Origin of the sequence: Paraburkholderia sp. EB58 (assembly GCF_050436665.1) — a bacterium.
Lineage (GTDB): Bacteria > Pseudomonadota > Gammaproteobacteria > Burkholderiales > Burkholderiaceae > Paraburkholderia.
Map to the genome: position 1 here is coordinate 218,486 of NZ_JBNDMQ010000004.1, position 26,395 is coordinate 244,880.

Annotated in this window: 23 protein-coding genes and 3 pseudogenes; 10 read left to right on the plus strand and 16 right to left on the minus strand. The window is 62.8% G+C overall.

Annotated features, from left to right (window positions below; all coding sequences use genetic code 11):
• The first annotated feature begins 131 nt into the window (after positions 1 to 131).
• A complete protein-coding gene (locus tag P3T40_RS08160; protein WP_429267178.1) occupies positions 132 to 1,682 on the plus strand; it encodes a methyl-accepting chemotaxis protein in 1,551 nt (516 codons plus the stop codon).
• Between the two features lie 370 nt (positions 1,683 to 2,052).
• Complete coding sequence (locus P3T40_RS08165; protein ID WP_429267324.1) at positions 2,053 to 3,822, plus strand: peptidoglycan D,D-transpeptidase FtsI family protein; 1,770 nt, start codon at positions 2,053 to 2,055, stop codon at positions 3,820 to 3,822.
• Between the two features lies 1 nt (position 3,823).
• Here the strand turns inward: P3T40_RS08165 and P3T40_RS08170 are convergent, their stop codons facing one another.
• Positions 3,824 to 4,465, minus strand: a complete 642-nt coding sequence (locus tag P3T40_RS08170; protein ID WP_429267179.1) for an MAPEG family protein — start codon at positions 4,463 to 4,465, stop codon at positions 3,824 to 3,826.
• A gap of 206 nt (positions 4,466 to 4,671) precedes the next feature.
• Here P3T40_RS08170 and P3T40_RS08175 point away from each other — a divergent pair, with 206 nt between their 5' ends.
• The gene (locus tag P3T40_RS08175) at positions 4,672 to 4,965 is read left to right on the plus strand and encodes a GYD domain-containing protein (RefSeq protein WP_429267180.1); all 294 of its coding nucleotides are present in this window, start codon (positions 4,672 to 4,674) and stop codon (positions 4,963 to 4,965) included.
• Positions 4,966 to 5,200: 235 nt separating this feature from the next.
• On the opposite strand, the gene P3T40_RS08180 is transcribed toward P3T40_RS08175, so the two are convergent.
• Positions 5,201 to 5,713 (minus strand): lipocalin-like domain-containing protein, encoded by a 513-nt coding sequence (locus P3T40_RS08180; RefSeq protein ID WP_429267181.1) that lies wholly within the window; start codon positions 5,711 to 5,713, stop codon positions 5,201 to 5,203.
• A 283-nt stretch (positions 5,714 to 5,996) separates the two neighbouring features.
• Between P3T40_RS08180 and P3T40_RS08185 the strand changes: the two genes are divergently transcribed.
• Positions 5,997 to 6,485 (plus strand): SRPBCC family protein, encoded by a 489-nt coding sequence (locus P3T40_RS08185; RefSeq protein WP_429267182.1) that lies wholly within the window; start codon positions 5,997 to 5,999, stop codon positions 6,483 to 6,485.
• Between the two features lie 18 nt (positions 6,486 to 6,503).
• Here the strand turns inward: P3T40_RS08185 and P3T40_RS08190 are convergent, their stop codons facing one another.
• Positions 6,504 to 7,421, minus strand: a complete 918-nt coding sequence (locus P3T40_RS08190) for a LysR family transcriptional regulator (RefSeq protein ID WP_429267183.1) — start codon at positions 7,419 to 7,421, stop codon at positions 6,504 to 6,506.
• Between the two features lie 139 nt (positions 7,422 to 7,560).
• Here P3T40_RS08190 and P3T40_RS08195 point away from each other — a divergent pair, with 139 nt between their 5' ends.
• A complete protein-coding gene (locus tag P3T40_RS08195) occupies positions 7,561 to 8,325 on the plus strand; it encodes an SDR family oxidoreductase (protein ID WP_429267184.1) in 765 nt (254 codons plus the stop codon).
• 173 nt (positions 8,326 to 8,498) lie between these two features.
• Here the strand turns inward: P3T40_RS08195 and P3T40_RS08200 are convergent, their stop codons facing one another.
• On the minus strand, positions 8,499 to 10,730 hold the full coding sequence (locus P3T40_RS08200) for a SulP family inorganic anion transporter (RefSeq protein WP_429267185.1): 2,232 nt from the start codon (positions 10,728 to 10,730) through the stop codon (positions 8,499 to 8,501).
• Positions 10,731 to 11,035: 305 nt separating this feature from the next.
• Between P3T40_RS08200 and P3T40_RS08205 the strand changes: the two genes are divergently transcribed.
• Positions 11,036 to 14,317: an adenylate/guanylate cyclase domain-containing protein gene (locus P3T40_RS08205; RefSeq protein ID WP_429267186.1), complete on the plus strand. Its 3,282-nt coding sequence runs from the start codon at positions 11,036 to 11,038 to the stop codon at positions 14,315 to 14,317.
• Positions 14,318 to 14,353: 36 nt separating this feature from the next.
• Here the strand turns inward: P3T40_RS08205 and P3T40_RS08210 are convergent, their stop codons facing one another.
• Positions 14,354 to 14,902 (minus strand): hypothetical protein, encoded by a 549-nt coding sequence (locus P3T40_RS08210; protein WP_429267187.1) that lies wholly within the window; start codon positions 14,900 to 14,902, stop codon positions 14,354 to 14,356.
• A 294-nt stretch (positions 14,903 to 15,196) separates the two neighbouring features.
• Complete coding sequence (locus tag P3T40_RS08215; protein WP_429267188.1) at positions 15,197 to 16,306, minus strand: diguanylate cyclase; 1,110 nt, start codon at positions 16,304 to 16,306, stop codon at positions 15,197 to 15,199.
• A 311-nt stretch (positions 16,307 to 16,617) separates the two neighbouring features.
• Here P3T40_RS08215 and P3T40_RS08220 point away from each other — a divergent pair, with 311 nt between their 5' ends.
• The gene (locus tag P3T40_RS08220; RefSeq protein ID WP_429267189.1) at positions 16,618 to 16,875 is read left to right on the plus strand and encodes a DUF2866 domain-containing protein; all 258 of its coding nucleotides are present in this window, start codon (positions 16,618 to 16,620) and stop codon (positions 16,873 to 16,875) included.
• A 151-nt stretch (positions 16,876 to 17,026) separates the two neighbouring features.
• On the opposite strand, the pseudogene P3T40_RS08225 reads toward P3T40_RS08220, so the two are convergent.
• The 4 genes and pseudogenes from P3T40_RS08225 to P3T40_RS08240 form a co-directional block, all read right to left on the minus strand.
• A pseudogene (locus tag P3T40_RS08225) lies at positions 17,027 to 17,131 on the minus strand (glutathione S-transferase); the annotation flags it as partial.
• 36 nt (positions 17,132 to 17,167) lie between these two features.
• A complete protein-coding gene (locus P3T40_RS08230) occupies positions 17,168 to 17,314 on the minus strand; it encodes a hypothetical protein (protein ID WP_429267333.1) in 147 nt (48 codons plus the stop codon).
• Positions 17,315 to 17,384: 70 nt separating this feature from the next.
• Positions 17,385 to 17,534 (minus strand): annotated as a pseudogene (locus tag P3T40_RS08235) (glutathione S-transferase); the annotation flags it as partial.
• Positions 17,531 to 17,899, minus strand: coding sequence for a GFA family protein (locus tag P3T40_RS08240; protein WP_429267190.1), 369 nt, complete (start codon positions 17,897 to 17,899; stop codon positions 17,531 to 17,533). The gene P3T40_RS08240 and the pseudogene P3T40_RS08235, both read right to left, overlap by 4 nt.
• 256 nt (positions 17,900 to 18,155) lie before the next feature.
• Between P3T40_RS08240 and P3T40_RS08245 the strand changes: the two are divergent.
• A pseudogene (locus tag P3T40_RS08245) lies at positions 18,156 to 19,068 on the plus strand (LysR substrate-binding domain-containing protein).
• Here the strand turns inward: P3T40_RS08245 and P3T40_RS08250 are convergent.
• Together P3T40_RS08250 and P3T40_RS08255 are read right to left on the minus strand one after the other, a co-directional pair.
• Positions 18,999 to 19,706 (minus strand): 2-hydroxychromene-2-carboxylate isomerase, encoded by a 708-nt coding sequence (locus P3T40_RS08250; protein WP_429267191.1) that lies wholly within the window; start codon positions 19,704 to 19,706, stop codon positions 18,999 to 19,001. The pseudogene P3T40_RS08245 and the gene P3T40_RS08250 overlap by 70 nt on opposite strands.
• A 13-nt stretch (positions 19,707 to 19,719) precedes the next feature.
• Entirely contained in the window at positions 19,720 to 20,643 is a 924-nt protein-coding gene (locus P3T40_RS08255; protein ID WP_429267192.1) for a CmcJ/NvfI family oxidoreductase, read from the minus strand.
• 686 nt (positions 20,644 to 21,329) lie between these two features.
• On the opposite strand from P3T40_RS08255, the gene P3T40_RS08260 reads away from it, so the two are divergent.
• Positions 21,330 to 22,184, plus strand: coding sequence for an oxidoreductase (locus P3T40_RS08260; protein ID WP_429267193.1), 855 nt, complete (start codon positions 21,330 to 21,332; stop codon positions 22,182 to 22,184).
• Between the two features lie 12 nt (positions 22,185 to 22,196).
• Here the strand turns inward: P3T40_RS08260 and P3T40_RS08265 are convergent, their stop codons facing one another.
• On the minus strand, positions 22,197 to 23,672 hold the full coding sequence (locus tag P3T40_RS08265) for an HD domain-containing phosphohydrolase (protein ID WP_429267194.1): 1,476 nt from the start codon (positions 23,670 to 23,672) through the stop codon (positions 22,197 to 22,199).
• A 232-nt stretch (positions 23,673 to 23,904) separates the two neighbouring features.
• On the opposite strand from P3T40_RS08265, the gene P3T40_RS08270 reads away from it, so the two are divergent.
• A complete protein-coding gene (locus tag P3T40_RS08270; protein ID WP_429267195.1) occupies positions 23,905 to 24,696 on the plus strand; it encodes an alpha/beta fold hydrolase in 792 nt (263 codons plus the stop codon).
• Positions 24,697 to 24,865: 169 nt separating this feature from the next.
• On the opposite strand, the gene P3T40_RS08275 is transcribed toward P3T40_RS08270, so the two are convergent.
• The 3 genes from P3T40_RS08275 to P3T40_RS08285 all read right to left on the minus strand — a co-directional run bounded on the left by P3T40_RS08275 (position 24,866) and on the right by P3T40_RS08285 (position 26,248).
• The gene (locus tag P3T40_RS08275; RefSeq protein WP_429267196.1) at positions 24,866 to 25,456 is read right to left on the minus strand and encodes a BPSL1445 family SYLF domain-containing lipoprotein; all 591 of its coding nucleotides are present in this window, start codon (positions 25,454 to 25,456) and stop codon (positions 24,866 to 24,868) included.
• Positions 25,457 to 25,548: 92 nt separating this feature from the next.
• Positions 25,549 to 25,728 (minus strand): CsbD family protein, encoded by a 180-nt coding sequence (locus tag P3T40_RS08280; protein WP_429267197.1) that lies wholly within the window; start codon positions 25,726 to 25,728, stop codon positions 25,549 to 25,551.
• Between the two features lie 331 nt (positions 25,729 to 26,059).
• Positions 26,060 to 26,248 (minus strand): hypothetical protein, encoded by a 189-nt coding sequence (locus P3T40_RS08285; RefSeq protein ID WP_429267198.1) that lies wholly within the window; start codon positions 26,246 to 26,248, stop codon positions 26,060 to 26,062.
• Between the last annotated feature and the right edge of the window lie 147 nt (positions 26,249 to 26,395).

Genomic DNA, 26,395 nt, shown 5'->3' on the forward strand with positions numbered 1-26,395 from the left:
CCCCCCTACTACACCCCAAACCCGGCGAAGCCGTTAAACAGCATAGGCAAACCCTGCAGCAAAGCCCGCCGCAGGCGAAAAAGCGAAACCTTGACCGACCACCCCCCAAAAAACAGATGGAACCCGCGCAAATGCACACCTGGACCTTGAACAGAAAACTCGGGTCGATGATCGTCGTGTTATGGATCGGCCTGATCCTGATCGGCGGCTTCGGCGCGTGGCAGAACCGCGCATCCATGATCGCCGAGCGCCGCGATCAACTCACGGCCGTCGTCCAGGAAGCCGTCAGCATCATCAACCACTACTACACGCTCTCCCAGCAACACACCCTCAGCGAACCCGACGCCCAGAAACAGGCCCTCGCCGCGCTCTCCTCCTTGCGCTACGGCAAAGACGGCTATGTCTCCGTCAATGACTCGCAGCCCGTCGTGCTGATGCACCCCATCAAGCCCGAACTCGACGGCAAGAATGTGGCCCAGTTCGCCGATCCGAACGGCAATCATCTGTACGTCAACATCGTCAACGCCGGTAACCACGACGGCGGCGGCTTCGTCGAGTATCTGTGGGCCAAACCGGGTCACGATCAGCCGGTCCCCAAAACCAGCTTCTCGCTGCGCTTCGCCCCCTGGGACTGGTACGTCGTCAGCGGCATGTACATGGACGACGTCCAGGCAGCGTTCTACTCCAATCTGGCCCTGTGGCTCGCCATCACCGCCGTGCTCGGTGGCGCCGCCACGCTCGTCATGATCCTCGTGCTGCGCAGCGTGCGCCGCTCCCTCGGCGGTGACCTCGAAGTCGCCGTCGTCGCCGCGCAACGCATGGCGAGCGGCAACCTCGCCGTCCGCGTGCCGGTCAATCATCGCGACACCGGCAGCCTGCTGCATGCCCTGCACACCATGCAGGCCGGTCTCGTCGAAACCGTGTCGCGCGTGCGCACCGGCACCGAAAACATCAACGTGGGCGCGACCGAAATCGCCGCCGGCAATACCGATCTCTCGCAACGCACTGAAGAGCAAGCCGCCGCGCTTGTCCAGACCGCGTCGAGCATGGATCAGATGACCGTCAACGTGAAGCAGAACGCAGAAAGCGCCAATCAGGCCGCGCAACTCGCCGGCCAGGCCGCCGATGTCGCCACACGCGGCAGCCGCGTGGTCGATGACGTGGTCCGCACCATGGGCGAAATCACCCACAGCTCGCGCCAGATCGGCGACATCATCGGCGTGATTGACGGCATTGCCTTCCAGACCAACATCCTCGCGCTCAACGCAGCCGTCGAAGCCGCCCGCGCCGGCGAACAGGGCCGCGGCTTCGCCGTCGTCGCCGCGGAAGTGCGCAGCCTCGCGCAACGTTCGGCCACCGCTGCCAAGGAAATCAAGGCGCTGATCGAAACTTCGACGCACACCGTCGAAGCCGGCGCGTCGCTCGTGGCCAACGCCGGTTCGACGATGGGAGAGATCGTGCAATCGGTGCGTCGCGTGAACGAGATTCTCGAGGAAATCAGCCACGCGTCGCGTGAGCAGAGCGCGGGCATCGAACAGGTCAATCGCGCCGTCGGCGAGATGGATCAGGTCACGCAGCAAAACGCCGCGCTCGTCGAACAGGCTGCGGCCGCCGCTCATTCGCTGAAGGACCAGGTCGGCTCGCTGCGCGAGGCCATCTCGAGTTTTGCGCTGCCGGCCTGAGCGCCTGACTCCAAGACGCACGCGACACCGAAAAAAAAGGCGCCCGCGAAGCGCTTCTTGCGAAGCGCTCCTTACTCGGGCGCCTTGAACACGCCGCGTCGGAGAAGACGCATTGATCGGACGAACCAGCCGCACGGATTTTTCAATCCGTGCGGCTTTTTCTTTGGGCGTGCCGGGCGAACGCTCTCGCATCCAGATTACGTTCTCATTACAATCACGGCTGCTGCTGGTGCCACCGGCGGCGCACACTAACCCGGCACACGCCCAGCGCGTGTGCCGCCGTACAAGGAGCACGCTCGAGCAGCGTCGAAACGACTATCTGGCCCAGCCTCGCTGCCGCCGTCCGCGTTCGTTGCCCGTACCCGTAGCCATGATCCAGAAGAAAAAATCGCAGCCGCACGACCCGTATGCACCGGTCGCCAAAAACCCTGTCCTCGCGTCGCGTCTGCCGATGTGGCGTTCGAAATTCGTCATCCTGCTGGTGTTCGCAGCGTTTGGGACGCTCGCGGCGCGCGCCTTCTGGGTGCAGGTGGTGAACCAGGATTTCTATGTCGTGCAGGGGCAGAAGCGCTACCAGCGCACCATCGAACTCGAAGCCACTCGCGGCCGGATTGTCGACCGCAACGGTTCGATGCTCGCGGTCAGCCTCGCGACATATGAAATCTGGGCCACGCCGAAGCTGCTCGACGAGGCCAGCTTTGCGCCGCTCGCCACCTTGCTCAAGGTGCCGCTGGTGGAGTTGCGCCGGCGTCTGGCCGGCGATAAGGCGTTTGTGCTCCTCAAGCGCCAGGTGGATGCGGACACGGCAAGCCGGCTCGACAAACTGGGGCTTGCAGGCGTCACGCAGATTGCCGATTCGAAGCGCTTCTATCCGGAAGGCGAGTCGGCGGCGCACGTGGTCGGCTTCACGGATATCGAGGACCAGGGCCAGGAAGGCGTCGAACTCGCCGCCAACCAGCAGTTGAACGGCGCGGCAGGACAGCGCGAGGTGATCCGCGATCGCCTGGGCCGCGCGGTGTCGGACACACGCCCACTCGTGCCGGCTCATAACGGTGCGACGATCCGCCTGACCATCGACCGCCGCATTCAGCAACTCGCCTACGCGCAATTGAAGGCGGCGATTGCGAAGCACAGCGCGGAAGCCGGCAGCGTGGTGGTGCTGGATGCGCGCAACGGCGAGATCCTCGCGCTCGCCAACTACCCGAGCTTCGATCCGAACGACCGCACTCGCCTGAGCGGCCGGCAACTGCGCAACCGCGCTGTGGTCGACACGTTCGAGCCCGGCTCGACGATCAAGCCGGTGGTCGTCGCCTTGTCCATGGATAAGGGCAAGGTTGGGCCGCAAACGCTCGTCGATACCTCTCCGGGCTGGTACAGGATCGGCCCGGCGGTGATTCACGACACCTCGAATCACGGCGTCATGACGGTTGCCGAAGCGGTCCAGAAGTCGAGCAACATTGCGCTCGCGAAACTCGCGCTCAACCTGCCGGCCGAGACAATCTGGAACAAGTATCAGGAATACGGACTGGGGCGCCGGCCGGAGCTGACCTTCCCCGGCGCCGCGGCGGGCAAGGTGCGGCCGTTCAAGCGCTGGCGGCCGATCGAACAGGCCACCATGGCTTACGGTTATGGACTATCGGCGTCGCTGCTGCAGCTCGCGCAGGTGTACACCGCGTATGCCGGCGACGGCACGCTGCATCCGGCGCGCTTGCTGCTGAGGGACGCGGCGGATCGGCAGGGCAATCTTCAAACAAGTGGGCAAGCCGATGAGACCGACGCGCCGCTCGCCGCCGGCGCGGAGCACGTGGTGACGACGCCTGCGACCGCGCACGCCATCCGCGCGATGCTCGAAATGGCCACGGGACCGGGCGGCACGGGACAGGCGGCGGCAATCGAAGGCTACCGGGTTGGCGGCAAGACCGGGACCGCGCGCAAGCAGATCGGTGCGTCGTATGCGAAGAACCGCTATCGTGCGCTGTTCGTCGGCATGGCGCCGATGAGCGACCCGCGCGTCATTGTCGCCGTTATGATCGACGACCCGGCTGGCCGGGCGTTTTACGGCGGGACGGTAGCCGGTCCCGTGTTCGGCGCGGTGACGGGTGGATCGCTGCAGTTGCTTGGGGTGCCGCCGGATGCGTGAATCAATCATCTTCGAGCGGCCGCGTCCCCCAAAACAAGACCGCTTCCACCGCGAAGAAAACAACCACCGGTACCATCGCCCCCGCCGTCCCGGCAATCTCACGTCCAAACCGGCTCGTCACATAAAGCAGCACGATCATGCTGATCGCCATGCCCGGTGCTCCCAGCCCGCGCAGCGCCGCGCTGCGATGATAGCCAAGCCAGAACGCGAGCCGTGCGACGATCCAGACCATGGTCGTCGCTACGACCGCGCGCATGGCCGAGCCGTCGGGGGAGTAGGCGGCGAGACCGAACAGCGACGCCGCAAACACGATGATCTGCTCTACCGTATTCTGCAGGTACCTTTGATTGACCCGCAATCTGCGTGTCTCGAAGCCTGCCAGCGGATCGAACGCGGGCGACATCAATCGCTCATGCGCCACGGCTTCGATACCCGTCACGAGGCAAAACAGCACGGCAACACAGCAGCATTTGAGCGTTAGCAGCATCCGCGCGCCGAGGCTATCCATGCCCGGGAGGGGTGACATCAAATAATCGATGCCAAGCCAGAGCCCCAAGGCAAGAGTCGAGGCAACCGCGATGCCGACAATGCCGACTGTGCGCTGCCGGCGAAAGTCGAACGGGTCATGAGCCGGGTTCGTCATAAATTTTTTCCCCTTGGTGTTTCGTTCGATGGCATCGGCCGCGGTCCTCGCGCCTGACTCATGCGACGTAGTGTATTGCGTCGCCCAGCAGTGTTTCCATTGCATAAACTCTGATTGCGCGCACAACACTTTCGAGTAATCCGATAGCGTTCGCGATCGGATTTGCGCGTGTGGATTCCGTCACAGTAATCGTAAGGGGAATCGTCATGGCGACTTATGTGGTTCTTGCACAATTCACGGATCAAGGTATCCGCACCATCAAAAACAGCCCACAGCGGGCCAGTCAAGCGGCGGAGTTAGCCAAGTCCTTTGGCTGTGAAATGAAGGACATTTATTGGACGTTGGGCGAATATGACATCGTCACACTCATTGAGGCACCCGATGAGAAAAGCTTCATGTCATTCGGTTTAGCGCTTGGCTCTGCCGGAAACGTCCGCACAAAAACGCTCCGCGCGTTCACGAAGGATGAATGCAGCGCGATTATCGGCAAACTCCCATAAAACAGGCCACCAGCTGGCAAGCGAGCGGTTATCTTTTCGCGATTCATATTCAGGAGTGCAATATAAACGAGAACGAAGACGAAAGACGCGCACGTATTCGTGCGAACGCTCAACCTTCCCGGCGCGATGCCTGGACCATCACGCCGGTCGACTTTAGGCGCACAAAAGGTTAAGAGTTCACTGGCTTCGGACAACACCAGAAGTTCGCGCGAGCGTGTCCGATGCCGCAAGCTGCTTACTTCATCCGTTGCCACACAACTTTCGATGCCCCATATCCGAAGCTCCCGGGTGTTATGTAGGTCAGCCGGTCTCCATCGAGGGTAAACGGGCGCCGTTGAACATCGCCGTCCCAATTCGGAAAGGTACTGTCCTGAATGTGGAAAACAATCACTTGTTCGGCGCGATCGACGGTATACGTGCCGAAGTGCGCGAAGTTGCCCTGGGTGATGCGCTGGTTTTCCTCGGCGGTACCCAATAACCGGTTACCCAATGCGAACTTTGGCAAATCTGCACGAAGTCCGAGCAGAATGTAGCGGCCGTCGCTGCCGAAGATGAGTTGGCCGTGCGGATGCGGACCGAGCACCTCGACTTCGCTACCGCTTCTGGATACGGTCAACGAAACCAAAGACCACGAACCCGCCAGGTCAGGCGCTGCCTGCGCAAAAGTCTTTGGCACGGCCAGACACAGTGCAAGGGCCACCAGCGCGGCTGCGAGCAGGGTTCGGAGCATGGACTTCATGGCATTCATTCTCCAACACACGTGACGATACGATATGCGTCCCCGATCGCCGAAAGATACGCTTGTAGGATAGCTTTCCCGGCCACGACTTCCAATGACCATCGACACCAAGGTTGATACCTCCTGGATATGAGCGCGACGGCGCTGTCGACTGCCTCTGGCGGTCTTATGTTTTGCAGCAGACGCCTCGACGAGACATCAGATACGTAAACGCGGTGCAGTTTCGCCGCTGATGGCAAGTGCGGTGAGCATCTGACAAAATCTCTAGAAGAATACGAAGAATGGAGGTCGCTTGCGGACGATCGAATACCGCTTTTCCACCATTTGGCGCATCGATGCGCCCGTGCAGGAAGTTTGGGAGGCAATCCAGGATTCGGCGCGCTGGCCCGAGTGGTGGAACAACGTCGAGCGCGTGGACCAGCTAGAGGCGGGTTCCGATCAGGGCGTAGGCGCGGTACAACGCTATACGTGGAAAGGCTGGTTGCCCTATCGCCTCGTCTTTGATATGCGGGTGACACGCATCGACCCGTTGGTCGCGCTGGAGGGGGAAGCCAGTGGCGACGTCGAAGGCGCCGGCCGGTGGAGCTTTTCGACCGATGGGCGCGACATTACCGTGGTCCGCTATGACTGGTGCGTGCATACGAACCGCGCATGGATGAATGCATTGGCGCCGTTGTTGCGACCAGTTTTCCAATGGAACCACGATGTAGTGATGCGCGAAGGCGGCGCGGCGCTAGCGCGGCGGCTGGACGCGCGGTTGCTTGGCGTGGAGCATGGATGAAGCCGGCGCGGCACCCGCTCAACCTCCGTCATCCCGATCCCACGGGGGTACTCCGCCGAACGCATCCGCGAGGAAATCGATCATCGCGCGTATCTTGGCACTCAGGTGCCGGCGACTCGGGTACAACGCGAGTACGTCGATGTCAGGCATGCGATAGTCAGGCAATACCTGAACGAGCTTGCCGGCGCGCAGGTCCTTGCCGACCAGGAACGTGGGCTGCCAGATCACGCCTTGCCCGGCGAGCGCCGCCGCGTGTGCCGTATCGCCATTGTTGGAACGCATGTGACAGTTGACCTTCACGGTATGAGCGTTGCCCTCGCTGTCGATCAGTTGCCACTCGTCGCCGGTGGCCGCATATGAGTAGCCGATGCATCGATGCTCGATCAGGTCCGCTGGCGCAGCGGGGTATCCCCAACGCGCCAGGTAGGCCGGCGACGCACACAGGATGTTTCTCGACGGCGCCAGCTTGCGGGCTGCGTGGTTAGTTGAGCCGGCGCCAGAGATGCGAATGGCGAGGTCATAGCCTTCATCGACAATATCGACGACGCGGTCAATCAGCGTAACGTCGAGTTCCACTCGCGGATACTTGCGCATGAATTCGGGCCATAGCGGCGCCAGCTGCAAAATCCCAAAGCTCACGGGCGCATTGATGCGCAGCCGCCCGCGCGGTTCGACCGACGCAGATGACACGAGCCCCTCAGTCTCGGCGACCTCGTCGAGAATAGACTTGCAGCGGGCGTAAAGGGTCTCGCCGCCTTCGGTGAGAGAAAGTTTGCGCGAGGTGCGATTCAGCAGGCGCGTGCCGAGATGCGCTTCCAACTCATTCACGTAGCGCGTCACGTTGGCGGGTGACGTCTCGAGCATATCGGCCGCGCGCGTAAAGCTGCCGCGGCTCACCACGGTCACGAAGACTTCATAAGCGCGCAGCCGATCCATGGGCTTCCCCGATCATTCATAAATACTGAATGATATACCCATGTTTTGTGCCTTCCTGCATCTAAGGCTGAAGCCTATATTGCTTCCCAAGGGCCAAGGCATTGGGCACTGGCCAACACACTGCAGCAGGAGATTGAACATGCAACGCTTGACAGGAAAAGTCGCCATCGTGACCGGCGCCAGTGCGGGAATTGGCCGTGCCACCGCAAAACTGTTCGCCGCAGAAGGCGCAAAAGTGGTGCTCGCCGCGCGCCGCGAAGCAGAACTTGAAACGCTCGCTGCCGAGATCGTCAGCGAAGGCGGTGAGGTCGCGTTTCTCGCGGGCGACGTGCAGTCAGAGGACTACGCGAAAGCACTGGTCGCGCTCGCCGTCAGCCGCTTCGGCCGTCTTGACATCGCCTATAACAACGCCGGCACATTGGGCGAAATGGGCCCGACCACGGGCGTGTCAGAGGCAGGCTGGTCGGCCGCATTGACGACCAATCTGACGAGCGCTTTTTTGGGTGCGAAGCACCAGATCCCTGAAATGCTGAAGCAGGGTGGCGGATCAATCATTTTCACTTCGACGTTCGTCGGCTACTCATTCGCGTTTCCCGGCACCGCGGCATACGCTGCGAGCAAGGCTGGATTGATCGGTTTGACGCAGGCGCTCGCCGCCGAGTATGGCCCGCAAGGTGTGCGCGTCAACGCGATTCTGCCCGGTGCCGTGGACACACCTATGTATCGCGATATGAACGACACAGCCGAGTCGCAGGCCTTCGTGACCGGGCTGCATGCGCTCAAGCGGGTCGCACGGCCGGAAGAACTCGCGCGCTCGGTGCTTTATCTCGCGTCCGATGACTCGTCCTTCGTGACCGGAACCGCTTCGCTAGTCGACGGGGGTGCGTCGATCACACGTACGTGAACCACGGGGCGGCGTCCGGCGTTCAAGATAATTCGTTTGACGAGATCGCCGACGTGCGGGACGGCGAATTCTTCTGACCACCAATGGGTCACGGGTCGCATCGGTTTTGCGGCCCCAAACGCCTCTTTGAATCGCTCGAAGAGGGCCGTGGCCCCCCAATACCGATTTGCTGGTCAATAAGCTGCTCGCAATGCCTCGTCTGCGACCGAAAGCCGTGAAGCAATCGCCTTGACGATAAAGCGATGAAATTGCTGCGCGGTTACGGGATCGTCCTGCTCGAGTGCCAGCAGCGTCTCGAGTGACAGGCGCCGGACACGCGTGGGCACCTCGGCGAACACATCGGCACTGCGCCGGTTCTGCGTGTACATCGCCATTTCGCCGACGACCGTACCGGGCCCGAACGAGCGCAGCCGGACCGATCGTCCGTCCGCAAGCAGCAGCGATACGGCAACACGCCCCCGCTCGACGATGTACAGGGCGTCACCCGTGTCGCCGCGAAGGAACAGCGCCTGCCGGACGTTGAGATCGCGCACCTCCAGGCATGCAGATAGCCTGTCCAGGGAACGTGGCGTGAAATGCGCCGCGAGCATTGCGCGGAAATTGTCGTCTTCATGAGGCGGGGCATGGACATCCGACGCAAGCAGCTTGTCTTCGATCCATTCCAGACCCACGTCGAGTGTCGCGAACTCGTGTATCCGGAGGTTGAGCGTGCCGGTTTTCACAAGCAACTCACGCGAGCGCGCCGGCAATCCCGTCACTACCAGATCAGCGTCGATCGACGCACAAAGCTGTCTGAGCTTGACGAAGCTGACCGATACCGACGCGTCCATCCCGTTGGTGGCAGCGAAGTCGAGTACTACGAAGCGTACCGGTGCGGAGCCGCTCGTGGCCAGTCGTTCGCGCATGCGCTGCAAGATCGAATTGGCCGTGCCGAAGAACAGGAATCCTTGCAGGCATGTCCCACATACCTGCGTGCCGAGTTCCTGGAGTCGCTGGGTATCCTCGATGCTGCGCTCGACATTCGATGTCCGGGTGCTGGCATCGAACTCCATGCGCACGCAACTGACGCGGCCATAGAGCAACGCAAACATCACGCACGCGGCGACGACGCCCGCCACCACGCCAGCAACAACACCATAGAGCGCAATGACGCACAGAATGATCGGTACAAGGAGATACTCGTACCAGTTGAGCCTCCGGTATGAACCGAGCAGCCACTGGATCAACAGGCGTAGTCCCATGAAGAGCTGGAGGCCAACCAGCACCGGCACGGGGAACAGCGCGACGAGGTCCGGCGAGACGACCAGCACGAACAGGCACGCGAGGGACGCGAACACCGCAGCCATCCGGCTTGTCGCTCCCGCACGCGAGTTGAGCATCGACCGGTTGAACGATTGATAGCCGACCATTCCGCCCAGGATCCCGCTCGCAAGGTTGGCGAGGCCCGCAGCCCGCATCTCGCGGTTCAGGTCGATATCCTCGCCTGTCGCCGCGCCGATCGCTGTCGAGTTCATCAGGATCGTGATCGCCGACGCCGACGTAACCACGAGCGTCTCCGGCAGGTGCGTACCGATGGCCGCCCAATCGACGTTGCCGTGCACGAGCGGTTCCGGCAGATGCAGCGCGGGAATCAGGCTCAAACGCAATCCCGCATGAGGAAGCAATAAGCCCATCTTGCGCGCGTCATCGATCGACAGTCCGTCGACGTGCAACAGGAAGTAGAAAAGCGCGATACCGCACACCAGCACGAGCGGCAGCACGGCAGCGTGTTTCCAGGTGCGCATCAGAACCGTGATTAGCGCACCCACCAGCAAGGCAGGCATCCAGGCGAGCCAATGCAGATGCGTCAGGAACACCAGCGTGCGCCAGTGCAGCGGCGCTCCAGTCAGTACGCGGAACGCACCCGCCAGCAACAGGTAGCCTGTACCGGCGAGGAATCCCCCTACCACCGGATAGGGCAGGAACTGCAACGAGCGGCTGCGCCTCGACGAACCAATCGCGTAAAGGATGATGCCCGTCACCACCGAACACAGTGCGATGGCCATCAGCACGGTCAACAGGACGGTCTGTGTCGATCCTCCGTCCGCGCGCACGCTGCTGGCGACACCTGCCGCGACGCCCGCGAGAAAAGCTGTCGCATTGCTGTCGGGTCCCGCGATGTTCAGGCGCATCGAACTCGTGAGCGCGATGACCAGCGCGGTCACGACGCAACTGACGAGCGCGGTGGGCACGCCCAGCTCTGCATAACGGGCAAGATCGGCACTGAAGATCATCGTGCCGAGGCTCATCGCATAGCAGAGCATGACGAGCATCGATACCGCACCGCCAGTCAGATCGCCGAGCAGACCGGAGAGGTGCGAGCCTGTATGAACGTCGGAGGCTGAACCGGTCGTGTCTGGCTTCACGGTACTCCCCAACGAATGCAGGTGGTCGTGCTTCGGACGTCGCTAGAAGAGCGATTCAGTATCCGCCGCGGGTTTGGGTCCTGTCAAATTGCCTACGTCTGGCCGCGGGACGCCTACACTGGGTATTCACGGGCAAGCAAGGAACAAAGAACAGCCCATATGGGTTCGATGCTGCGAATCGTGCAGCGTCGATTCGTCTGATTTCTGGCCAGGCGGACAGATACGTTTCGCGCAGCCAGGAAAACCGAGCCGCGTTGCAGCCGTACGAGAAACGCCGCTTCGGGAAGCAGCTTTCGGCGACCGTGATGGATATTGAACGATGGCTGAGCCTATTAGGGCTTGAGCAATACGCGCGCGCATTTGCCGACAACGACGTCGATTGCGCAATGTTGCCGCGCTTGACCGATGCGGATCTGAAGGAGCTTGGGGTCCATTCGCTTGGCCACCGCAAGCGCATGCTCGCCGCCATTGCCGAACTGGCTAATGCGGCGTCCGGCGCGACGCCGTCCGTGGCCGACGTGCAAGCGGATGAGCGCCGACAGGTCACCATTCTGTTTGCCGATCTTTGCGGCTTTACGGCGCTGTCCCAGTCGCTGGATCCGGAAGAGTTGCACGACGTTGTCGGCCGCTACACTGCGCTCGTCGACGGCATCGTGCTCGCTTACGGCGGCACGATCGACAAGCACATCGGCGATGCCGTCATGGCGCTGTTCGGTGCTCCGCGCGCGCATGACACCGACACGCTGCGCGCGGCGCGTGCCGCGCTCGATATCCACGACGCGCTGGATCGGCTTGGCGCGCAGGCATCGCGTCCTTTGCAGGCGCACGTCGGAATTGCCAGCGGCGAGGTTGTCGCGGGCGCAGTCGGACGCGCCGATGCGCAGGACTACACAGTACACGGCGATCCGGTCAATCTCGCCGCGCGGCTCGTGGCAGCGGCCAAAGCCGGTGAGACCATGATTTCCGACGGCGTGCGTCGCGCGCTCGGCGACTATTGCGTGTGCGAACCGGCCGGCGACATGCGCTTCAAGGGCATCGATACACCGGTGCGCGTATGGCGGCTACACAGCACGGCGGAGCCATTGACCGCCAGCCGCGGCCGTTTCGTCGGACGAAAGGCAGAGCTCGAGCAGTTCCAGGGGATTGTTCGCGCGTGTCTCGCCGGGCGAGCGGGCCATGTCGTATATGTTCGTGGCGATGCAGGCATCGGCAAGACGCGGCTTGTCAACGAGATGCGCCGCTTCGCGCAGACGCAGGGGTTTGAGATCCATCGTGGTCTCGTGCTGGATTTCGGAGTCGGCAAAGGTCAGGATCCGGTGCGAGCCGTCGTCGGCAGCCTGCTTGGCCTGGCGCCCGCCGCGGACAGCGCCGAGCGAAGCATCGCCGTCGAGCGGGTCGTCTCGGCGGGCGTCGTCAAGTCCGAGCAGCTCGTGTACCTCAATGACCTCCTCGATCTGCCGCAATCCGGTGAATGGCGGACCCTCTACGATGCAATGGCCCACGCCGCACGCAAACGCGGCAAGCAAGCGCTCATCGCGACGCTGACTGGAAATGCATGCCGGAATGGGCCGGTCATGATTGTGGTGGAAGATCTTCATTGGGCCGACCCGCAGGTGCTCGACGACCTCGCGGCCTTCGCCTCGGGCATCGCCGACGGTCCTGGCCTGCTTGTGATGACGTCGCGCGTGGAAGGCGATCCGATCGACGCCGCCTGGCGAACGCGCTGTCGCGGTACGCCGTTTGCCACCATCGATCTTGGGCCGTTGCGAAGAGACGAAGCATTGAGCCTTGCGGGAGACTTCATTGACGCAAGCCAGCGTGTAGCGCTCACTTGTATTGAGCGGGCGGGCGGCAATCCCCTATTTCTCGAACAGCTCCTGCGCAACGCAGAAGAAGGTAGCGATGAAGCTGTCCCCGCCTCGATCCAGAGTCTGGTGCTCGCACGCATGGACCGACTGAGCCTGCGCGACCGCCAGGCATTTCAGGCAGCTGCTGTGATCGGACAGCGCTTCGACGTGCCGTTGTTGCGGCGTCTCATCAATGAACCCGACTATGTCTGCGATGCGCTGATCGCCAATGCGCTTGTGGTGCCGGAAGGCGACGAACTTCTGTTCGCGCACGCGCTGATTCAGGAAGGCGCCTACTCGACGCTGCTGCGAACCCGTCGGCGCGAGTTGCACCGGCGTGCCGCCGACTGGTTCGAGGCAACCGACCCTGTGCTGTACGCCCAGCATCTCGATCGCGCCGACGATGACCGCGCGCCGCAGGCGTATCTCGACGCAGCCGTCGCGCAACGCACGGCTTATTTCACCGAGGCGGCGTTGCGCCTGATCGAGCGAGGTCTCGAGATCGCGAAAAAGGACGCAGATCGCCACGCGCTCATCTGCCTCAAGGGCGAACTGCAACGGGACCTCGGTGACATTGCGGCGTCGCTTGACACGTATCGGGCGGCATTGGCCGCTGCGCGCGACGAACCAGGCGTATGCCGGTCGCAACTCGGGCTCGCGGAGGGTTTGCGGGTCAATGAGGGTCTGGCCGAGGCCCTTGCTCTGCTGGACGCGGCACAGGAGGTGGCGGAACGCGAGTCCATGGTGTCCGAACTCGCGCGTCTGCATCACTTGCGCGGCAACATCCTCTTTCCCCTCGGCAGGATCGAGGATTGCCGCGCCGAGCATGAGCGAGGGCTTGTGTATGCGCAGCGCCTCGGCCTACCCGAAGCGGAGGCGCGTGCGCTCGGCGGCCTTGCCGACGCCGCCTACGCGCAAGGGCGGATGCGGACGGCTTTCGAACACTTCAGCCGTTGCGTTACGCTGAGTCGCGAGCACGGCTTGGGCTGCATCGAGGTCGCGAATCGTCCGATGCAGGGTTTCAGCCGGATGTACCTCAACGAGGCGCAGCAAGCGCGTGAGGACGCGGTTGCCGCAGTACGCGCGGCAACGCTGGTTGGGCAGCCGCGCGCGCAGATGCTGGGTGAGACGCTAGGCGTCTTTGCGTGCCTCGAAATGGGCGACGTGCAGGCAACCCAGCTCCATCTCGAGCAGGAGATGCAGCTGATCCGGCAACTGGGAGCGCGCCGCTTCGAGGCGCAAAACATGGAGATGCAGGCGCGCGTGCTGTTTGATTGCGGCCGCCGCAAAGACGCCGTGAAGCTGCTGCATGAAGCGCTGGCGATCTGCGGCGAGGTCGGTATGCAGTTCAGTGCTCCGAAGGCAGTGGGCGCGTTGTGCTGTGCGGTCGAGGACGACGGTGAGCGCGCGCGTTTGCTGGCGCGAGGCGCCGAGCTGCTGCGCCTCGGCGCGGTCGGACACAATCACCTGTGGTTCTACCGCGACGCCATCGAAGCGATGCTTTCGGTCGGCGACGCGCCCGGTGCGCTGCGCTACGTGACGAGCCTCGAGGAATACACGCAAGTCGAGCCGCTGCCTTGGGCAGAACTTTTCGCGGCGCGCGGCCGTGTGCTCGCCCTTTGCCTGCAAGGCCGCGTTGAGAGTGCCACGCAGCGCGAACTTGAACGCGTCGGCGCGGTACTTCAGGAAGCCGGCTTCACGCGTTACCTGGTTGCCGTGAACGCGTTCCTTGCCGCGTAACTGCAGCGTCTTCCGCAAGCGTTTCATCCAGATCCGCTAGCGGAACCCGAAGACGACCACCTTCTTGCCCTCCAGGCTCACTTGCACGGCCTCCGAGCAATTCGCCGAACATGAGGTGCCGTCCGCGGTGGGACCGATGGACGGGACGATTTCCGTGGCAATGATTGCCTTAATAAGCGTACCGTCGTCGCTGACGACCATTTCCAGGTTGAGCACCACGCCTGAGTTGTATGTAATTGTCATCGTCCCGGTGCAATCTCCGTTGACCGTATACGCACCCGACTGGTCCGGATTAAACGTGGTCTGCCCGCCCTTCGGAGCGCCATTGATATTCCCGAAGTCGGTGCGCGCGAATTGGCTCGAGCCGTCGAACTTCACGATCGCCACGTCGTCGAGAATTTGCGGTGTCGTAAGCGGGTGATATCCGGCCGAATCCAGCAAGCCGAGGACCTCTCCGTGGGCGCTGAACGCATACGCCCCCTTCAGTATCGCAGCCGAACACAGATTGGCCGAATGGGCCGCACCCGCGAAGGATAGAAGCACAACGGCTGCTGCCAACAAAACGCCTGGACGCTTGCTCTTCATGTTCATCTCCTTGTTACGAGACAGACACTCGCGCTCGATTCGCACACGCAACTGGAACCGCGTTGCCTGAGCGGCAAGGCGTGCATAAGCACGACGTCGGGAGCCCCGTCGGGAGCCCCGCCGCTCGCCTCGCATACATTTTGATAAGGCGTCCCGCCGAGTGCCATCGAGACAACGTGAAGAAATCGTTAACCCGCACGGCGTCGAACGCGTGCAGATCTTGAAGCACCATGAGTCGATCGGTGCATGGCGATGAAGTTACCTGGAGCACAATGCGCGCTTCACCCCGCGCCATTACGGGCCATTGCGCTCCTCATCACCAAGTACTTCCACCCGATTACGACCATTACTCTTCGCCTGATACATCGCGCGATCCGCGGCCTCGATCAACGCCTGACCCATCGCCGCCGCCTCGTGCGCGTTACCCACGATCGTGCGTGCCGCCACACCGATCGACACCGTCAAAGCAATCCGCTCGCCGGTGTCGTCCTGCAAATCAAGCCGTTCGACCGCATGGCGCACGCGCTCGGCGGCGACTAACGCGTCGGAGCGGTCGCCCTGCAGTAGCGCGGCAAACTCCTCGCCACCGTAGCGCGCGAGCGTGTCGCCGAGCCGCACCTGCTGCCGCACACAGGCAGCGACGAGCGCGAGCGCGCGGTCGCCGGTTACATGGCCGTAGGTATCGTTGATGCGCTTGAAACAATCGACATCGATAAAGAGGCAGGCCACCGGCACCGAATAACGCGCCGCCCGCTGGATTTCCTCGCGCAGCCGTTCGTCGAAATAGCGGCGATTGGCGAGTCCGGTGAGCGAGTCGGTCATGCCGACTTGCTTCAACCGCTCGCGGTGAGCGACATTGTCGAGGCTGGCCGTGACGATACTCGCGAAGCGTTCGAGAATATCGGTCGCCATGCCAACGCCGAAGCGCGCCGGATCCTGGCTGCCGAGGCACAGATAGCCCGAGACCTTACCGCCCGCCGCCAGCGGCAACACGATCGCGCTGGCCGGTGCCGCTGCATCGCCGAAGAACGTCACACGTGATACCTCGTCCATCTCGCCGACGCGGCCAAGCCAAGGCCGACCCGTCTCGCATAACCGCGACCCCGCCAGCCCGCCCTCACGGCTGGTTTTCAGGTGACGCAGGTCGAGGGCCCGCAGTGCGACAGGTTCAAGCAGATCGCGCAACATGGGCGCGCGGTCGTCGAGCCACACGGTCACGCTCGCGAGCGCGAATTCCTTCGGCAAATGGACGAATAGCGTATCGAGAAACGAAGCGAAATCCTGCGCACCGATCAGACGCAACTCCACGTCCTGAAAGCGGCGCAGCGTGCGCTCGTTATGCTGCACGGTATCGACAAGCGCGCGCAGGCGGTCGGAAAGTGGCGTTTGGGCGAGATTGGACACTATAGAAAGAGAGCCCGAAGGCGAAGCGGGATCGGCAGTCCCAACCGCTTTAATAACGGCTGTTTTTACGCGGTCTTGAGGGTCATACCGCACCTGCGCCCCAAACAACGCGCACGGCGCAGGCGGCACGAGGGGCAAAGCACAAGCGCGCCTTTATCAGGTGTCTTAAGTCTGGCTTAATTTTCCCCTGCAACTATGACGCTCAACATCCCCTGTTGAGCCGCCTGAGTATCGGCGGCGTTTTTTTATCCTGGGGATGCTGCCAGCGCGTCGCGAGATGCAGCGCATTCCTGCGAGGGAAATAACACACCATGGTTGAAGATACGGTATTCGAACATCTGCGGGCCATGCCCGGCCACGATTGGGTGCGCCAGATTCAATCCTGCACGGTCTCGGACCCCTTGCAGCCGCCATGGGGACGCTCTTACCGGCTGGTCGAATGGACCATGAAGCACACGCCCGATTCATGCCGCCGCGTCGTGCCCGCCGAAAGCACACCGCTTGAGATCGCTCAGGCGGTGGTTTCGCATATTCCGGGGCGCCGCTTCTGCCAGCACGGCGAGAGTTGACGATTAAAGCAGCAGCGTAACGCGCCGCCTGCTGTGCGACCTCCTGCTCGTAGATCGCTACCTCCTCCGCTAGCGCCTCAGCGACGCTAGCGCGTTTCAATAGCCGTTTGTAGTAAGCGCCAACTGCCGGCCATAGCGCCAGATCCACACCGGTGTACGGCGCCCAACTAAGCACGGCGAACAGATACGCATCGGCGACGCTAAAGCCGTCCAGCAAATAGTCGTTCGCGGCAAGTTGCTTCTGCAGCATGCCCATCCGCAGCCCTACCTTCTCATGTGCATAACGCTTGACCTACTCCGGTGCGTGAGGATCGAGCAGCGGAATAAACACCGCCTTATGCAGTTCCGTGCCGATAAAACCAAGCCATTGCTGCAATCTGGCGCGCTGCAACGTACCGGCGGGCGGCGCCAGCTGCGTGGCCGGGAAGCGATCGGCCACGTACGGCAGAAATCGCCGTGTTCTCGCTCAGCAGCCAACCCTCCTCCGTCCGCAGCACAGGGACCTGTCCAAGCGGGCTGATTGGATAGAAATCGGAGCCGTCACGCAAGCGCTTCGAGCGTGTGTCGACCTGGATGTACTCCACGTGTGCACCCGCCTCGTACAAGGCAATGCGGGTGGCAAGCGAACACGCGAGCGGGGCAAAGTACAGGCTCATCATCGCGCAGCCTCCAGCCGCGCGTGCGCGCGCAGTCCCGGCGTCAGAGCGGGATTGGCGTTGTCGAAGCAACCCGCGGCAATGGATACGTACTCGGTACCCGTAGCATCCACAAAGCCGCGCCCGAAGCTGGCGGCTCCGCAATTCCGGCAGAACAGGTGGTGCCCGTTGCCCGTGCCGAACTGATAGTCGCCCAGTTCGGACTCGCCGGCCACCAAGCGAAAGTCTTCCGGCTTGACCAGCGTCTCGGAGGCGCGCTGCCTTGCGCAGATCCAGCAATTACATCGGCGACGGCCGACATTCACGTCGATGTCCGCCTCGAAACGCACTTTGCCGCAATGGCAACTGCCCTGATAAGTCTTCTTCATGGCTGAATCTCCGCAACCCCTTGATGGGAAAGGCTCGAATGGGATGTTGAGGCTCATTCTAGGGAGGGGCTCCTGCCAGCGTGCTGTCAGCAGGGATCGCTTATTGGCGACGCAATCGCGGCGAGACTGTCAGGCACGAGTCTGGGCCTAGGCCAAGGCGCGTGTTTGGATAAGCGATTCGCCCTGCATATGGAATTGCGCGGGCCCGGCGCGTATGCTCCAATGGGCCAATCGAAGCCTCACATGCGCCAGAGGAATGTCAATACCGCTCATCCGCCTGCCGTCGCTGGAGTTGATTCGCGGCTTTGTCGCGGTGGGACGCCGCATGAGCATCACCCTCGCCGCGCAGGATCTGTGCATCACCCAGTCCCGCCGTCAGCCGGCAAATCCATGCGCTTGAAGAACAGCTTGGCGTCAAGCTGCTGGTGCGCGGTCACCGCTCCATCAGCTTCACCGCCGAGGGGGAGCGGCTCTTTCGCAGCGCGGACGGTGCGGTGCAACAGATGCAGGATGTCATTGGCGAAATCAGTACGACAGGCGTGCCGCGTCCGGTGACGTTGAGCGCCAGCATCGGCTTTACCGGGCTGTGGCTGCTGCCGCGGCTGAGCCGCTTTCAGCAGCGCCATCCGGGTGTGGATGTTCGGGTCAGCGCCAATAACGGTCTCGTCGACCTGCGCCGCGAGGGCATCGACCTGGCGATTCGCTACACCTCGCCCTCGCTGGCCCCCAGCGGCGCAATACGGCTGTTCGGCGAATCGATCGCGCCGGTGGCGCATCCCGCGCTCGGCATCAAGACGCTGAGCTCGGAGCGCGCCTTCGCGCAACATGCGCTGCTGGAATTCGACGATGCCCGGCATCAGTGGCTGCAGTGGCCCGGCTGGCTCGCCGCGCACGACCTGCAGCAGGCAAAAACACAGGGCGTCCTGCATTTCAACCAGTACGATCAGGTGATCCAGGCGGCGCTCGCTGGCCATGGAATCGCGCTAGGACGGCTCGAACTGATTCAGCCGCTGCTCGATACGCAGCAGTTGATCCAGCTCGCGCCCGCGCTGGCCGCAACCGAGGCCAGCCACGCCTACTGGCTGATCCACGGCGACGATCATGCGCGCGACGCTGTGCGCCAGGTCGCGGCGTGGATCGAGTCCGAGGCACGGGCGGGCAGCGCCTGATACTCAGTTGCCTGTGAGCGGCCGTCCCGCCGCCACGCCAGCGCATCTTCCAGCCGGTCATTGCCCCAGAACATCTCCGCGCCGACAAAGAACGTCGGGGCACCGAAGATTCCCTTCGCTCGCGCCCGCTCGGTCTGTTCGCGCAATTTCAGCTTGTTGGCATCGGCGAGCGCGTCGGCGATGATCCTTTGCGCCGGCAAACCCCGTTGCATCAGTACCTCGCTCACGGCCTTGGGCGAGTCGATCTCGCGGTCTTGTGCGAAGTTCAGCCGCATGACGTCGCGGCAAAACTCGCCCATCCAGGGTTCGTCAGCCCCCAGCATCGCCACCCGCAAGGGCAGCAACGCGCGACGTGGAAAGACCGACGGCCTGCGCCACGGCAGCGCATATTTTCTGCACTGCCGTTCCATGTCCTGCCACACGTAGGCGCCCTTCTCTTTCTGCAGCACGAACGGCGACGTTTCATAGCCCAGCGCCCGAAACACCGGGCCCAGTAAAAACGGTTGCCAGCGAACCTTAACCTGATGCAGCGCGGCCTGCGCCTCGATACGCATCACGCTGAGGTAGCTGTAGTTGCTGCCGAAGTCGAACCAGAAATCGATCACGGGCGAGCTTTGCTCGGACAAAGGTGTGCTCATTGGACGGGCTCTCTCATTCATACACGACAAGACAGCGCAATTCGATGCTCTCCCGGCACGGCGCATCCGCCGGCGGCTGCGGATGATCGAAGGCCGTGTGCAGCGCGAAGCGCGCCACGCCGCTCACCTGCGCGTCGAACTGCTTGAATACCAGCGCCTCGTGGCGGTCCATCGCAGAGAAATAGGACCAGCGGTGCAGCGGCGAATGCAGGGCGACATAGATTTCTCCGGTACGGCGCGGGTAGCGCACGTCGCTGCTCACCAGGTCGGCCGCCAGGACCGTGCGCGCATCGCAGACGGCGAGCGGCGTGTCCAGCACCGGACCTTTGATCGAGCGCCACACGTTGACGATACTGCAGCGCCGCACCTTCGCGGCGACTGCGGGATCGGTCAGGATACGGTTCAGGCGGCTACGTCCCGAGGCTTCCGTGTAGTCGTTGTGGATGCGGCCGTTGGCGGCCGCGACCCCGTCCTCGCCACGACGCCCGAAGGTGAGCGCCGCGCGCTGCGGTTCGCGCCGCCGCACCAGATGATCGAATACGTACGCCCGTTGTCCACCGGTCACCGCAAGGGCGAGTTCGACCGCTTCGCCGTAGTAAACCGAACGCACCGCATCTTCGTCGAAGAAGTCTTTCACCGCGCTGGGCGCGTCCCACAGTTCGAAGCCCTCGCGGTCGATCGACGTGCCTCCGGCCAAGTCACGCGCGTCGGCAATCGGCATCTCATGCAAAACGTAGGCGCAATTCTCACGCGGGACCCCAGCGGGTGGATCGTAAGCGTAGTTGACCGGTCTTTCAGCAGTAGGTGCGAGATAACTCAGGCCTGCGACGACCGCGCGGCGTTCGTCAGGCATCGACAAGCGGGCGGGTGTGCCGCGCCGGTACAAGGACGTAACAGGCTTGGAGGACGTCGAGGACGGTTCGACAAAGTTAGACATGGACGCTCCAGATAAACGGCCATTCGCACGAACGCGAGCACGATCGCTGCGCCTCACCGAACTGTCCGTCTCTCTATTGAAGCGAAATCGCCGATCGGTCTCAAACGACATTTCGGTGCGGATCACATGATCTGAAGGAATGTGAGTCAGCGGATGCGAAAGCCTACAAACGCCACACAACGCCTCGATTTTGCAATCGTTGACAAACGCCGTCCCTGCTTCGTCCTATGATCGGGTCCATCAATTCATTACGTAGAGGGTTACCAAAATGACCTACCCGTATGACATCCTGACTGCCGCCTGCCTCTTCATCATCGTCGTGTCTTCGACGATTCTGCTGGCGCTCACCTGAATGCGGCTGCCGCGGGGTTGAGTTTCCCTCCGCCGCGCCCCAATCCCACCGCGTGGCACCGTTTCCACGTGAAATCGTCAGATCAGCGACAATCATCTGGCTAACTTGCCGCCCATACTCTCGAGCAGCGCAGGCCCCTTCTCGCTCTTGCAGCAACTCGACGCGCCTTGTGTCATCAGGCGACGCTTCCGGCCCCTCGCAGCACGCGCCAGGGTGAACCGGACCGGTCAGGCACGCTATTAGCAACCATCAACTTTGTGCTCGTCGCGGCCGGCAACGCCGTGCGGCACATCCACTCCCTTTGCTTTTGCAACACGAACAGGAGTTTTCCCAAATGATGAATCGAGACAACCCCGTCTGGCTGATCACGGGCTGCTCAACGGGCTTCGGCCGTGAGCTGGCGAAACTGGTGCTGGCACGTGGCTGGCGCGCGGTGGTCACGGCGCGAGATGCGTCGAAAGTCGCGGACATCGCTGAAGGTCACGCCGACCGGGCGCTCGTCCTGCCGCTCGATGTCACCGAGCGTGCCCAGATCGACGCGGCCGTCGCACAGGCCAAGGAACGTTTCGGACGCATCGACGTGCTGGTCAACAACGCGGGCTACGGCTACCTGGCGGCCATCGAGGAAGGCGAAGACGCAGCCGTGCGCGAGATGTTCGAGGCCAACGTGTTCGGCCTCGTCGACATGACCAAGGCCGTGCTGCCGGTGATGCGCAAGCAACACAGTGGCTTGATCGTCAATGTGTCGTCGATTGGCGGCCTCACCAGCTTTGCCGCGACCGGCTACTACCACGGCACCAAATACGCGGTGGAAGGCATTTCGGAATCGCTGGCGACCGAAGTGAAGCCGCTCGGTATCGACGTGCTGATCGTCGAGCCGGGACCGTTCCGCACCAACTGGGCAGGCCCGTCGATCAAGCAGTCCGCCACGCAGATCGACGACTACGCGCCCACCGCCGGCGAACGCCGCAAGCAGACCGCGGCGCGCAGCGGCAACCAGGCGGGCGATCCCGTACGCGCCGCACAGGCGATCATCGACGCCGCGCTCTCGGACACCCCGCCGCTGCGCCTGCTACTCGGCAAGACCGCGCTCGAACTGGCCCGCAAGAAGCTCGATCTCCTGCGCAAGGATTTCGACACGTGGGAAGCGACGACCATCGGCGCGGACTTCCCCGAAGGGACGAAGTAACGCCAGTTGGGTTCAGATCAACCCGAGCGTCGATGCTTTCAAGGTCGCGGCCGCCCGGGTTGAACATTCGAGCTTGCGGAACACGCTTTCCACATGCGTGCGTACCGTACTCGGACTCATCTGCAGGGCGCGGGCAACCTCCTTGTTGCTCGCGCCGAGGCTGATGTGCCGCAGCACTTCGGCTTCGCGTGGCGAAAGCAGTGAGGCACGGGCCGGCCGGGTTCGATCCGCCGCGGGCTCGTGACCGTCTTTCTCGAAGGACAGCAACGCTTCCACCGAATCGGCGTCGAAACGTCCCGCGTTTACGTCTTCGCCGAGTAGCGCCGCGGCCTCGTCAGCAGACAGCGCGGCGCGCCACGGGCGCGGCGAGCGCAACGCCACCCAGCACGCCGCCGCAGCCAGTACGCGCGCTTCCGGTCCGATCGCCGCGCCCGCCGCACCGCGGAAATAACCGGAGCCGTCGAGCCGCTCGTACGCCTGCGAGGCAATCTCCGTTTCCCGCGCGAGCGCCCCGATCTGCTTGCCGGCGCGCGCGGTCCAGTAAGGCACGAGCCGCACTTTTTCCCACGCAGCGGGCGACAGGCGTCCCGGCGTGTTCCAGATCGCATTCGACACCGCCATGCGTCCCATGCCGTGAATCAGACCGGCCAGATAGGTCCGTTGACGCACCTCGGCGTCGAATCCGAGGCGCGCGCTGCAGCCTGCCGCAGCCTCGGCCACGCGTCGCGAATAACCCGCCATCCAGGGTAGCTTCAGGTCGATCACGTCGGCGACGATCTCGGGCGCGGTGCACTGCTGCATGGGCAGCGCGTCCAGCGGCGCGTCGCGGCCTGCCGCGGTTTGCTGGTCGAGTTCGGCGAGCCACCCACTCGCCCGCTCACAGGCAATGCGCGACAGCGCCTCCGGATACTGGTGGCCCGCCTTTTGCGCGATCAGCTTTTGCGCCCCGTCCAGCCCGTAGACACGACTGAGAATCTCCAGGTCGCTCGCGAGCGCAACAAGAAACACGGCTTGCGGCACCCGCGCGCCATCAAGCCGCCGCGGCAACCCGCCGCCGTCCCAGCTTTCGAAGATGTGCCGCAACGCCGTCTGCGTCATATCTTCGAGACCGAGCATGCAGGCGATTTCCCCCGATACCTCGCAGTGAATCTGTGCGAGCGGCTGGATCGCCGCTTCGAGGCGCCCCTCGGCTTCGGCCTCGCCGCCCCAGCCTGGCCGCATGGCGAGCATCGCTTCGCGGCTGCCGATATCGTCGCCGAGCCACTCGGAAAAGCCGGCTGCGTTCGCCGTGCAGCCCGACCAGCGCAACAGCGACACCTCCTGCACGACGCAGCATTGCGCGTCGTCGTGGCCGGCCTCGGCGGCGAGCCGCGCGGCCAGCCAGCTGGTGCGCAGCGAATGATCCGTCGGCTGGCCCATGCTGAGGTCGCCAATGAAGGCCAGCGCCTTGACGGCGTCAAGCGCCCGGATGGTTGAAACGTCTGCCATAGATGTCGACCTGTTTGAGTTCTGTCCGAACGTTCGCCCCTTCGAAGGCCCGGCAGCCGCCGGACACGCCAAGACGACACGAAATATCACTGGACCCCGCCTGGCGCCGCAACCGCGCAACGGCGCGCGGGCACCCTGATCCGGCCCTCGGTCATTTGACCGATACAGCGGAACGCCGGATCAGCGCATTCTTCACTCCGTTCTGACCCACTTCCCTACGAGGATCAACATTATGAATACCCTGCTCAAAAAGTGCCTGGCCGCCGCGGTCATGTTCGGCAGTCTTCTTTCGATCAGCGCGCTGACGCCCGCTAGCGCCGCCGCTCCGTCCGATGATCTGAAAGGCAAGAATGTCGTGCTCGTGCATGGTGCTTTCGCCGATGGCTCGAGCTGGAACAAGGTGATTCCACTGCTCGAGGCAAAAGGCCTGCACGTCGTGGCGGTACAAAATCCGCTCAATTCGCTTGATGGCGACGTGGCCGCCACGCGCCGCGTGATCGAGCAGCAGAACGGCCCGGTGATTCTGGTCGGCCATTCCTGGGCCGGCGCCGTGATCACGCAAGCCGGCAATGACGACAAGGTCAAGGCGCTCGTCTACGTCGCGGCCTTCGCGCCGCAAAAAGATCAGTCGATCAACGACATCCTGAAGGGCAAGCCGGCGCCTGAGTGGGCGTCCGCGCTGCAAAAGGACTCGGCGGGCTATCTGACGCTCTCGACCGACGCCATCATCCACGACTTCGCGCAGGATCTGCCGGTTGCGCAAGCGCGTCTGGTGGCTGCAACGCAAGGCCCCTTGTTCGCCGGTTGTTTTGACGACAAGGTCACGCAGCCGGCATGGCAAAGCAAGCCGTCGTGGTTCGTCGTGACGGAGAAGGATCGCATGATCCCGGCGCAACTGCAGGATGCGATGGCGCAGCAGATTGGCGCGACCGAGGTGAAGGTGGACTCGAGCCATGTGGCGATGCTGTCGAAGCCGACTGAAGTGGCAGCGGCGATCATCGACGCGGCGCGTGCGGCGAAGTAAAGCGCCAGGTAGCACTTCAAGCAAGCACCAACATACAGGCATTCAAACCAGCGGCACAAACAGGCCCGCTGGATAAAAAGCGGCGCCGGGGGAACCCCTGGCGCCGCTTTTATGCAGTTGCGTTTGAAGGCGCTTGAAGCTCGAAACGCAACGAACTTCGAAACCGAGGTCAGATCACCAGACGCGAAATCTTCGAGCCTTCCAGCGAAACTCCGGCCATCAACCCTTCGTTGGTCAGCACAAAGGCCTGCACCGGGCTCGTTGCGGTCGAGGTGTCGATATTGCCGTTCGCGCCCACCTTGAGCACCGCGACGGTTGCATCGCCACCCGCGGCCCAACCCTGGCTTTCGCGGAATTTGTTGAGCGCGTCCTGCGTCATGAACAGAAACACAATCGCCTTGGATTGAGCACCGATCTGCAGCCCGAACGATCCGGCCGCAATGCTGTAGTAACCCGAGTCATGTCCTGCCACGCGCAGCGCACCTTTACCGTATTGGCCACCCACCCAGAAGCCGGCCGCGATAACTGACGGGAACACCAGCACGCCTTGGGCCTTGGCGACAAGCTCGTGCGAGCCGTGCACAGTGTCATAGAGACGCGAGAGAGTCGAGTCGACCCCGGCGTTGATGGTCTGACGCTTGCCTGCGTCTTGCGACGCCCCAGTGTCGGATGACGGCGGAGTCGTCGTGCAGCCGGCCAGCGCGAGACCACTGGCGGCGAGAGCGGCACTGCCCGATAGAATGAATTGTCGGCGACGCATGGTTGATTCCTTTTCTTGTGTGGATGAAATGGGTAAAGCGATCAGTCGATACAACGGTTGCCGGCAGCGACGCCCGAGCTTCGGACATCGAATCAGCTGAGCGTCTTCCTGACCCGCGCCTTCGCCTTGCCGAAGGACTGACGGATTCCGCCAGCGGCCTGCTGCAAATCGCCTTTGATTTCCTGCGATCTGTTGCCGGTTGCCTTCCCGACTGCTTCATTCAGCTTGCCTTTGACCTTAAGACCCATGCCTTTGACCTGGTCTTTGTTCATGCGACCTCCTTGAATGATGAGCCAGCTTTTCGCGGCTGCCCTCTACATTGCAAAATGCGGGCCAGGTCGAACGACGCGCGGATTCATCAGCGCAGCAACGCAACAGGCGCGCAGCAACGGAGCCCGATGCGAGGAACTGGACGAGAGGGGGAGGCGTATGGCGAAGCGCCGGTTGATCATGCTACCGGGCAAAAACGACATTCCAACCGGTACGTCTTACGTGTGTGCCTGCTGCTAAAGCCTATGACGACATGCAGACGTCATGCATGGCGAGGCACGTGGAGCCTCTTTGACATTCAGTTTGATTACCGGGCGTTACGCCTGCATCACGCTAACGCGGCCGGCGAGCGCCCGGCCGGCGGTTTTTCCAGCTTTGTACCAGTAGCGCTACGACGCCGCCTAATGCAAGCGTCGCCACATAACCAGCCACACGCACGACGCCCTCACCATAGGAGCCCACAAACACCGTGACGAGCGTCGCCACGACAAACAGCGCGAGCAATCCGAGCATCGGTTTCATGGGTAGCGCCTCCACGGTTGGCTTCAGAAAGAACCTCACAACTGGAATGAGAAGCTGGACGAATAAAACGCGCAAGTGCGGCAAACCCGACGATCCAAACGCCCAAGCATGGGTTCTACCGGCCTCATGCGCAGATCTTCGAATTCG

Excerpts from the sequence above, each read along its gene's own strand:
- P3T40_RS08160 (WP_429267178.1), top strand. The coding sequence starts at position 132 with ATGCACACCTGGACCTTGAACAGAAAACTCGGGTCGATGATCGTCGTG.
- P3T40_RS08165 (WP_429267324.1), top strand. The coding sequence starts at position 2,053 with ATGATCCAGAAGAAAAAATCGCAGCCGCACGACCCGTATGCACCGGTC.
- P3T40_RS08170 (WP_429267179.1), bottom strand. The coding sequence starts at position 4,465 with ATGACGAACCCGGCTCATGACCCGTTCGACTTTCGCCGGCAGCGCACA.
- P3T40_RS08175 (WP_429267180.1), top strand. The coding sequence starts at position 4,672 with ATGGCGACTTATGTGGTTCTTGCACAATTCACGGATCAAGGTATCCGC.
- P3T40_RS08180 (WP_429267181.1), bottom strand. The coding sequence starts at position 5,713 with ATGAATGCCATGAAGTCCATGCTCCGAACCCTGCTCGCAGCCGCGCTG.
- P3T40_RS08190 (WP_429267183.1), bottom strand. The coding sequence starts at position 7,421 with ATGGATCGGCTGCGCGCTTATGAAGTCTTCGTGACCGTGGTGAGCCGC.
- P3T40_RS08195 (WP_429267184.1), top strand. The coding sequence starts at position 7,561 with ATGCAACGCTTGACAGGAAAAGTCGCCATCGTGACCGGCGCCAGTGCG.
- P3T40_RS08205 (WP_429267186.1), top strand. The coding sequence starts at position 11,036 with ATGGATATTGAACGATGGCTGAGCCTATTAGGGCTTGAGCAATACGCG.
- P3T40_RS08210 (WP_429267187.1), bottom strand. The coding sequence starts at position 14,902 with ATGAAGAGCAAGCGTCCAGGCGTTTTGTTGGCAGCAGCCGTTGTGCTT.
- P3T40_RS08220 (WP_429267189.1), top strand. The coding sequence starts at position 16,618 with ATGGTTGAAGATACGGTATTCGAACATCTGCGGGCCATGCCCGGCCAC.
- P3T40_RS08240 (WP_429267190.1), bottom strand. The coding sequence starts at position 17,899 with ATGAAGAAGACTTATCAGGGCAGTTGCCATTGCGGCAAAGTGCGTTTC.
- P3T40_RS08250 (WP_429267191.1), bottom strand. The coding sequence starts at position 19,706 with ATGAGCACACCTTTGTCCGAGCAAAGCTCGCCCGTGATCGATTTCTGG.
- P3T40_RS08255 (WP_429267192.1), bottom strand. The coding sequence starts at position 20,643 with ATGTCTAACTTTGTCGAACCGTCCTCGACGTCCTCCAAGCCTGTTACG.
- P3T40_RS08260 (WP_429267193.1), top strand. The coding sequence starts at position 21,330 with ATGATGAATCGAGACAACCCCGTCTGGCTGATCACGGGCTGCTCAACG.
- P3T40_RS08265 (WP_429267194.1), bottom strand. The coding sequence starts at position 23,672 with ATGGCAGACGTTTCAACCATCCGGGCGCTTGACGCCGTCAAGGCGCTG.
- P3T40_RS08270 (WP_429267195.1), top strand. The coding sequence starts at position 23,905 with ATGAATACCCTGCTCAAAAAGTGCCTGGCCGCCGCGGTCATGTTCGGC.
- P3T40_RS08275 (WP_429267196.1), bottom strand. The coding sequence starts at position 25,456 with ATGCGTCGCCGACAATTCATTCTATCGGGCAGTGCCGCTCTCGCCGCC.
- P3T40_RS08280 (WP_429267197.1), bottom strand. The coding sequence starts at position 25,728 with ATGAACAAAGACCAGGTCAAAGGCATGGGTCTTAAGGTCAAAGGCAAG.
- P3T40_RS08285 (WP_429267198.1), bottom strand. The coding sequence starts at position 26,248 with ATGAAACCGATGCTCGGATTGCTCGCGCTGTTTGTCGTGGCGACGCTC.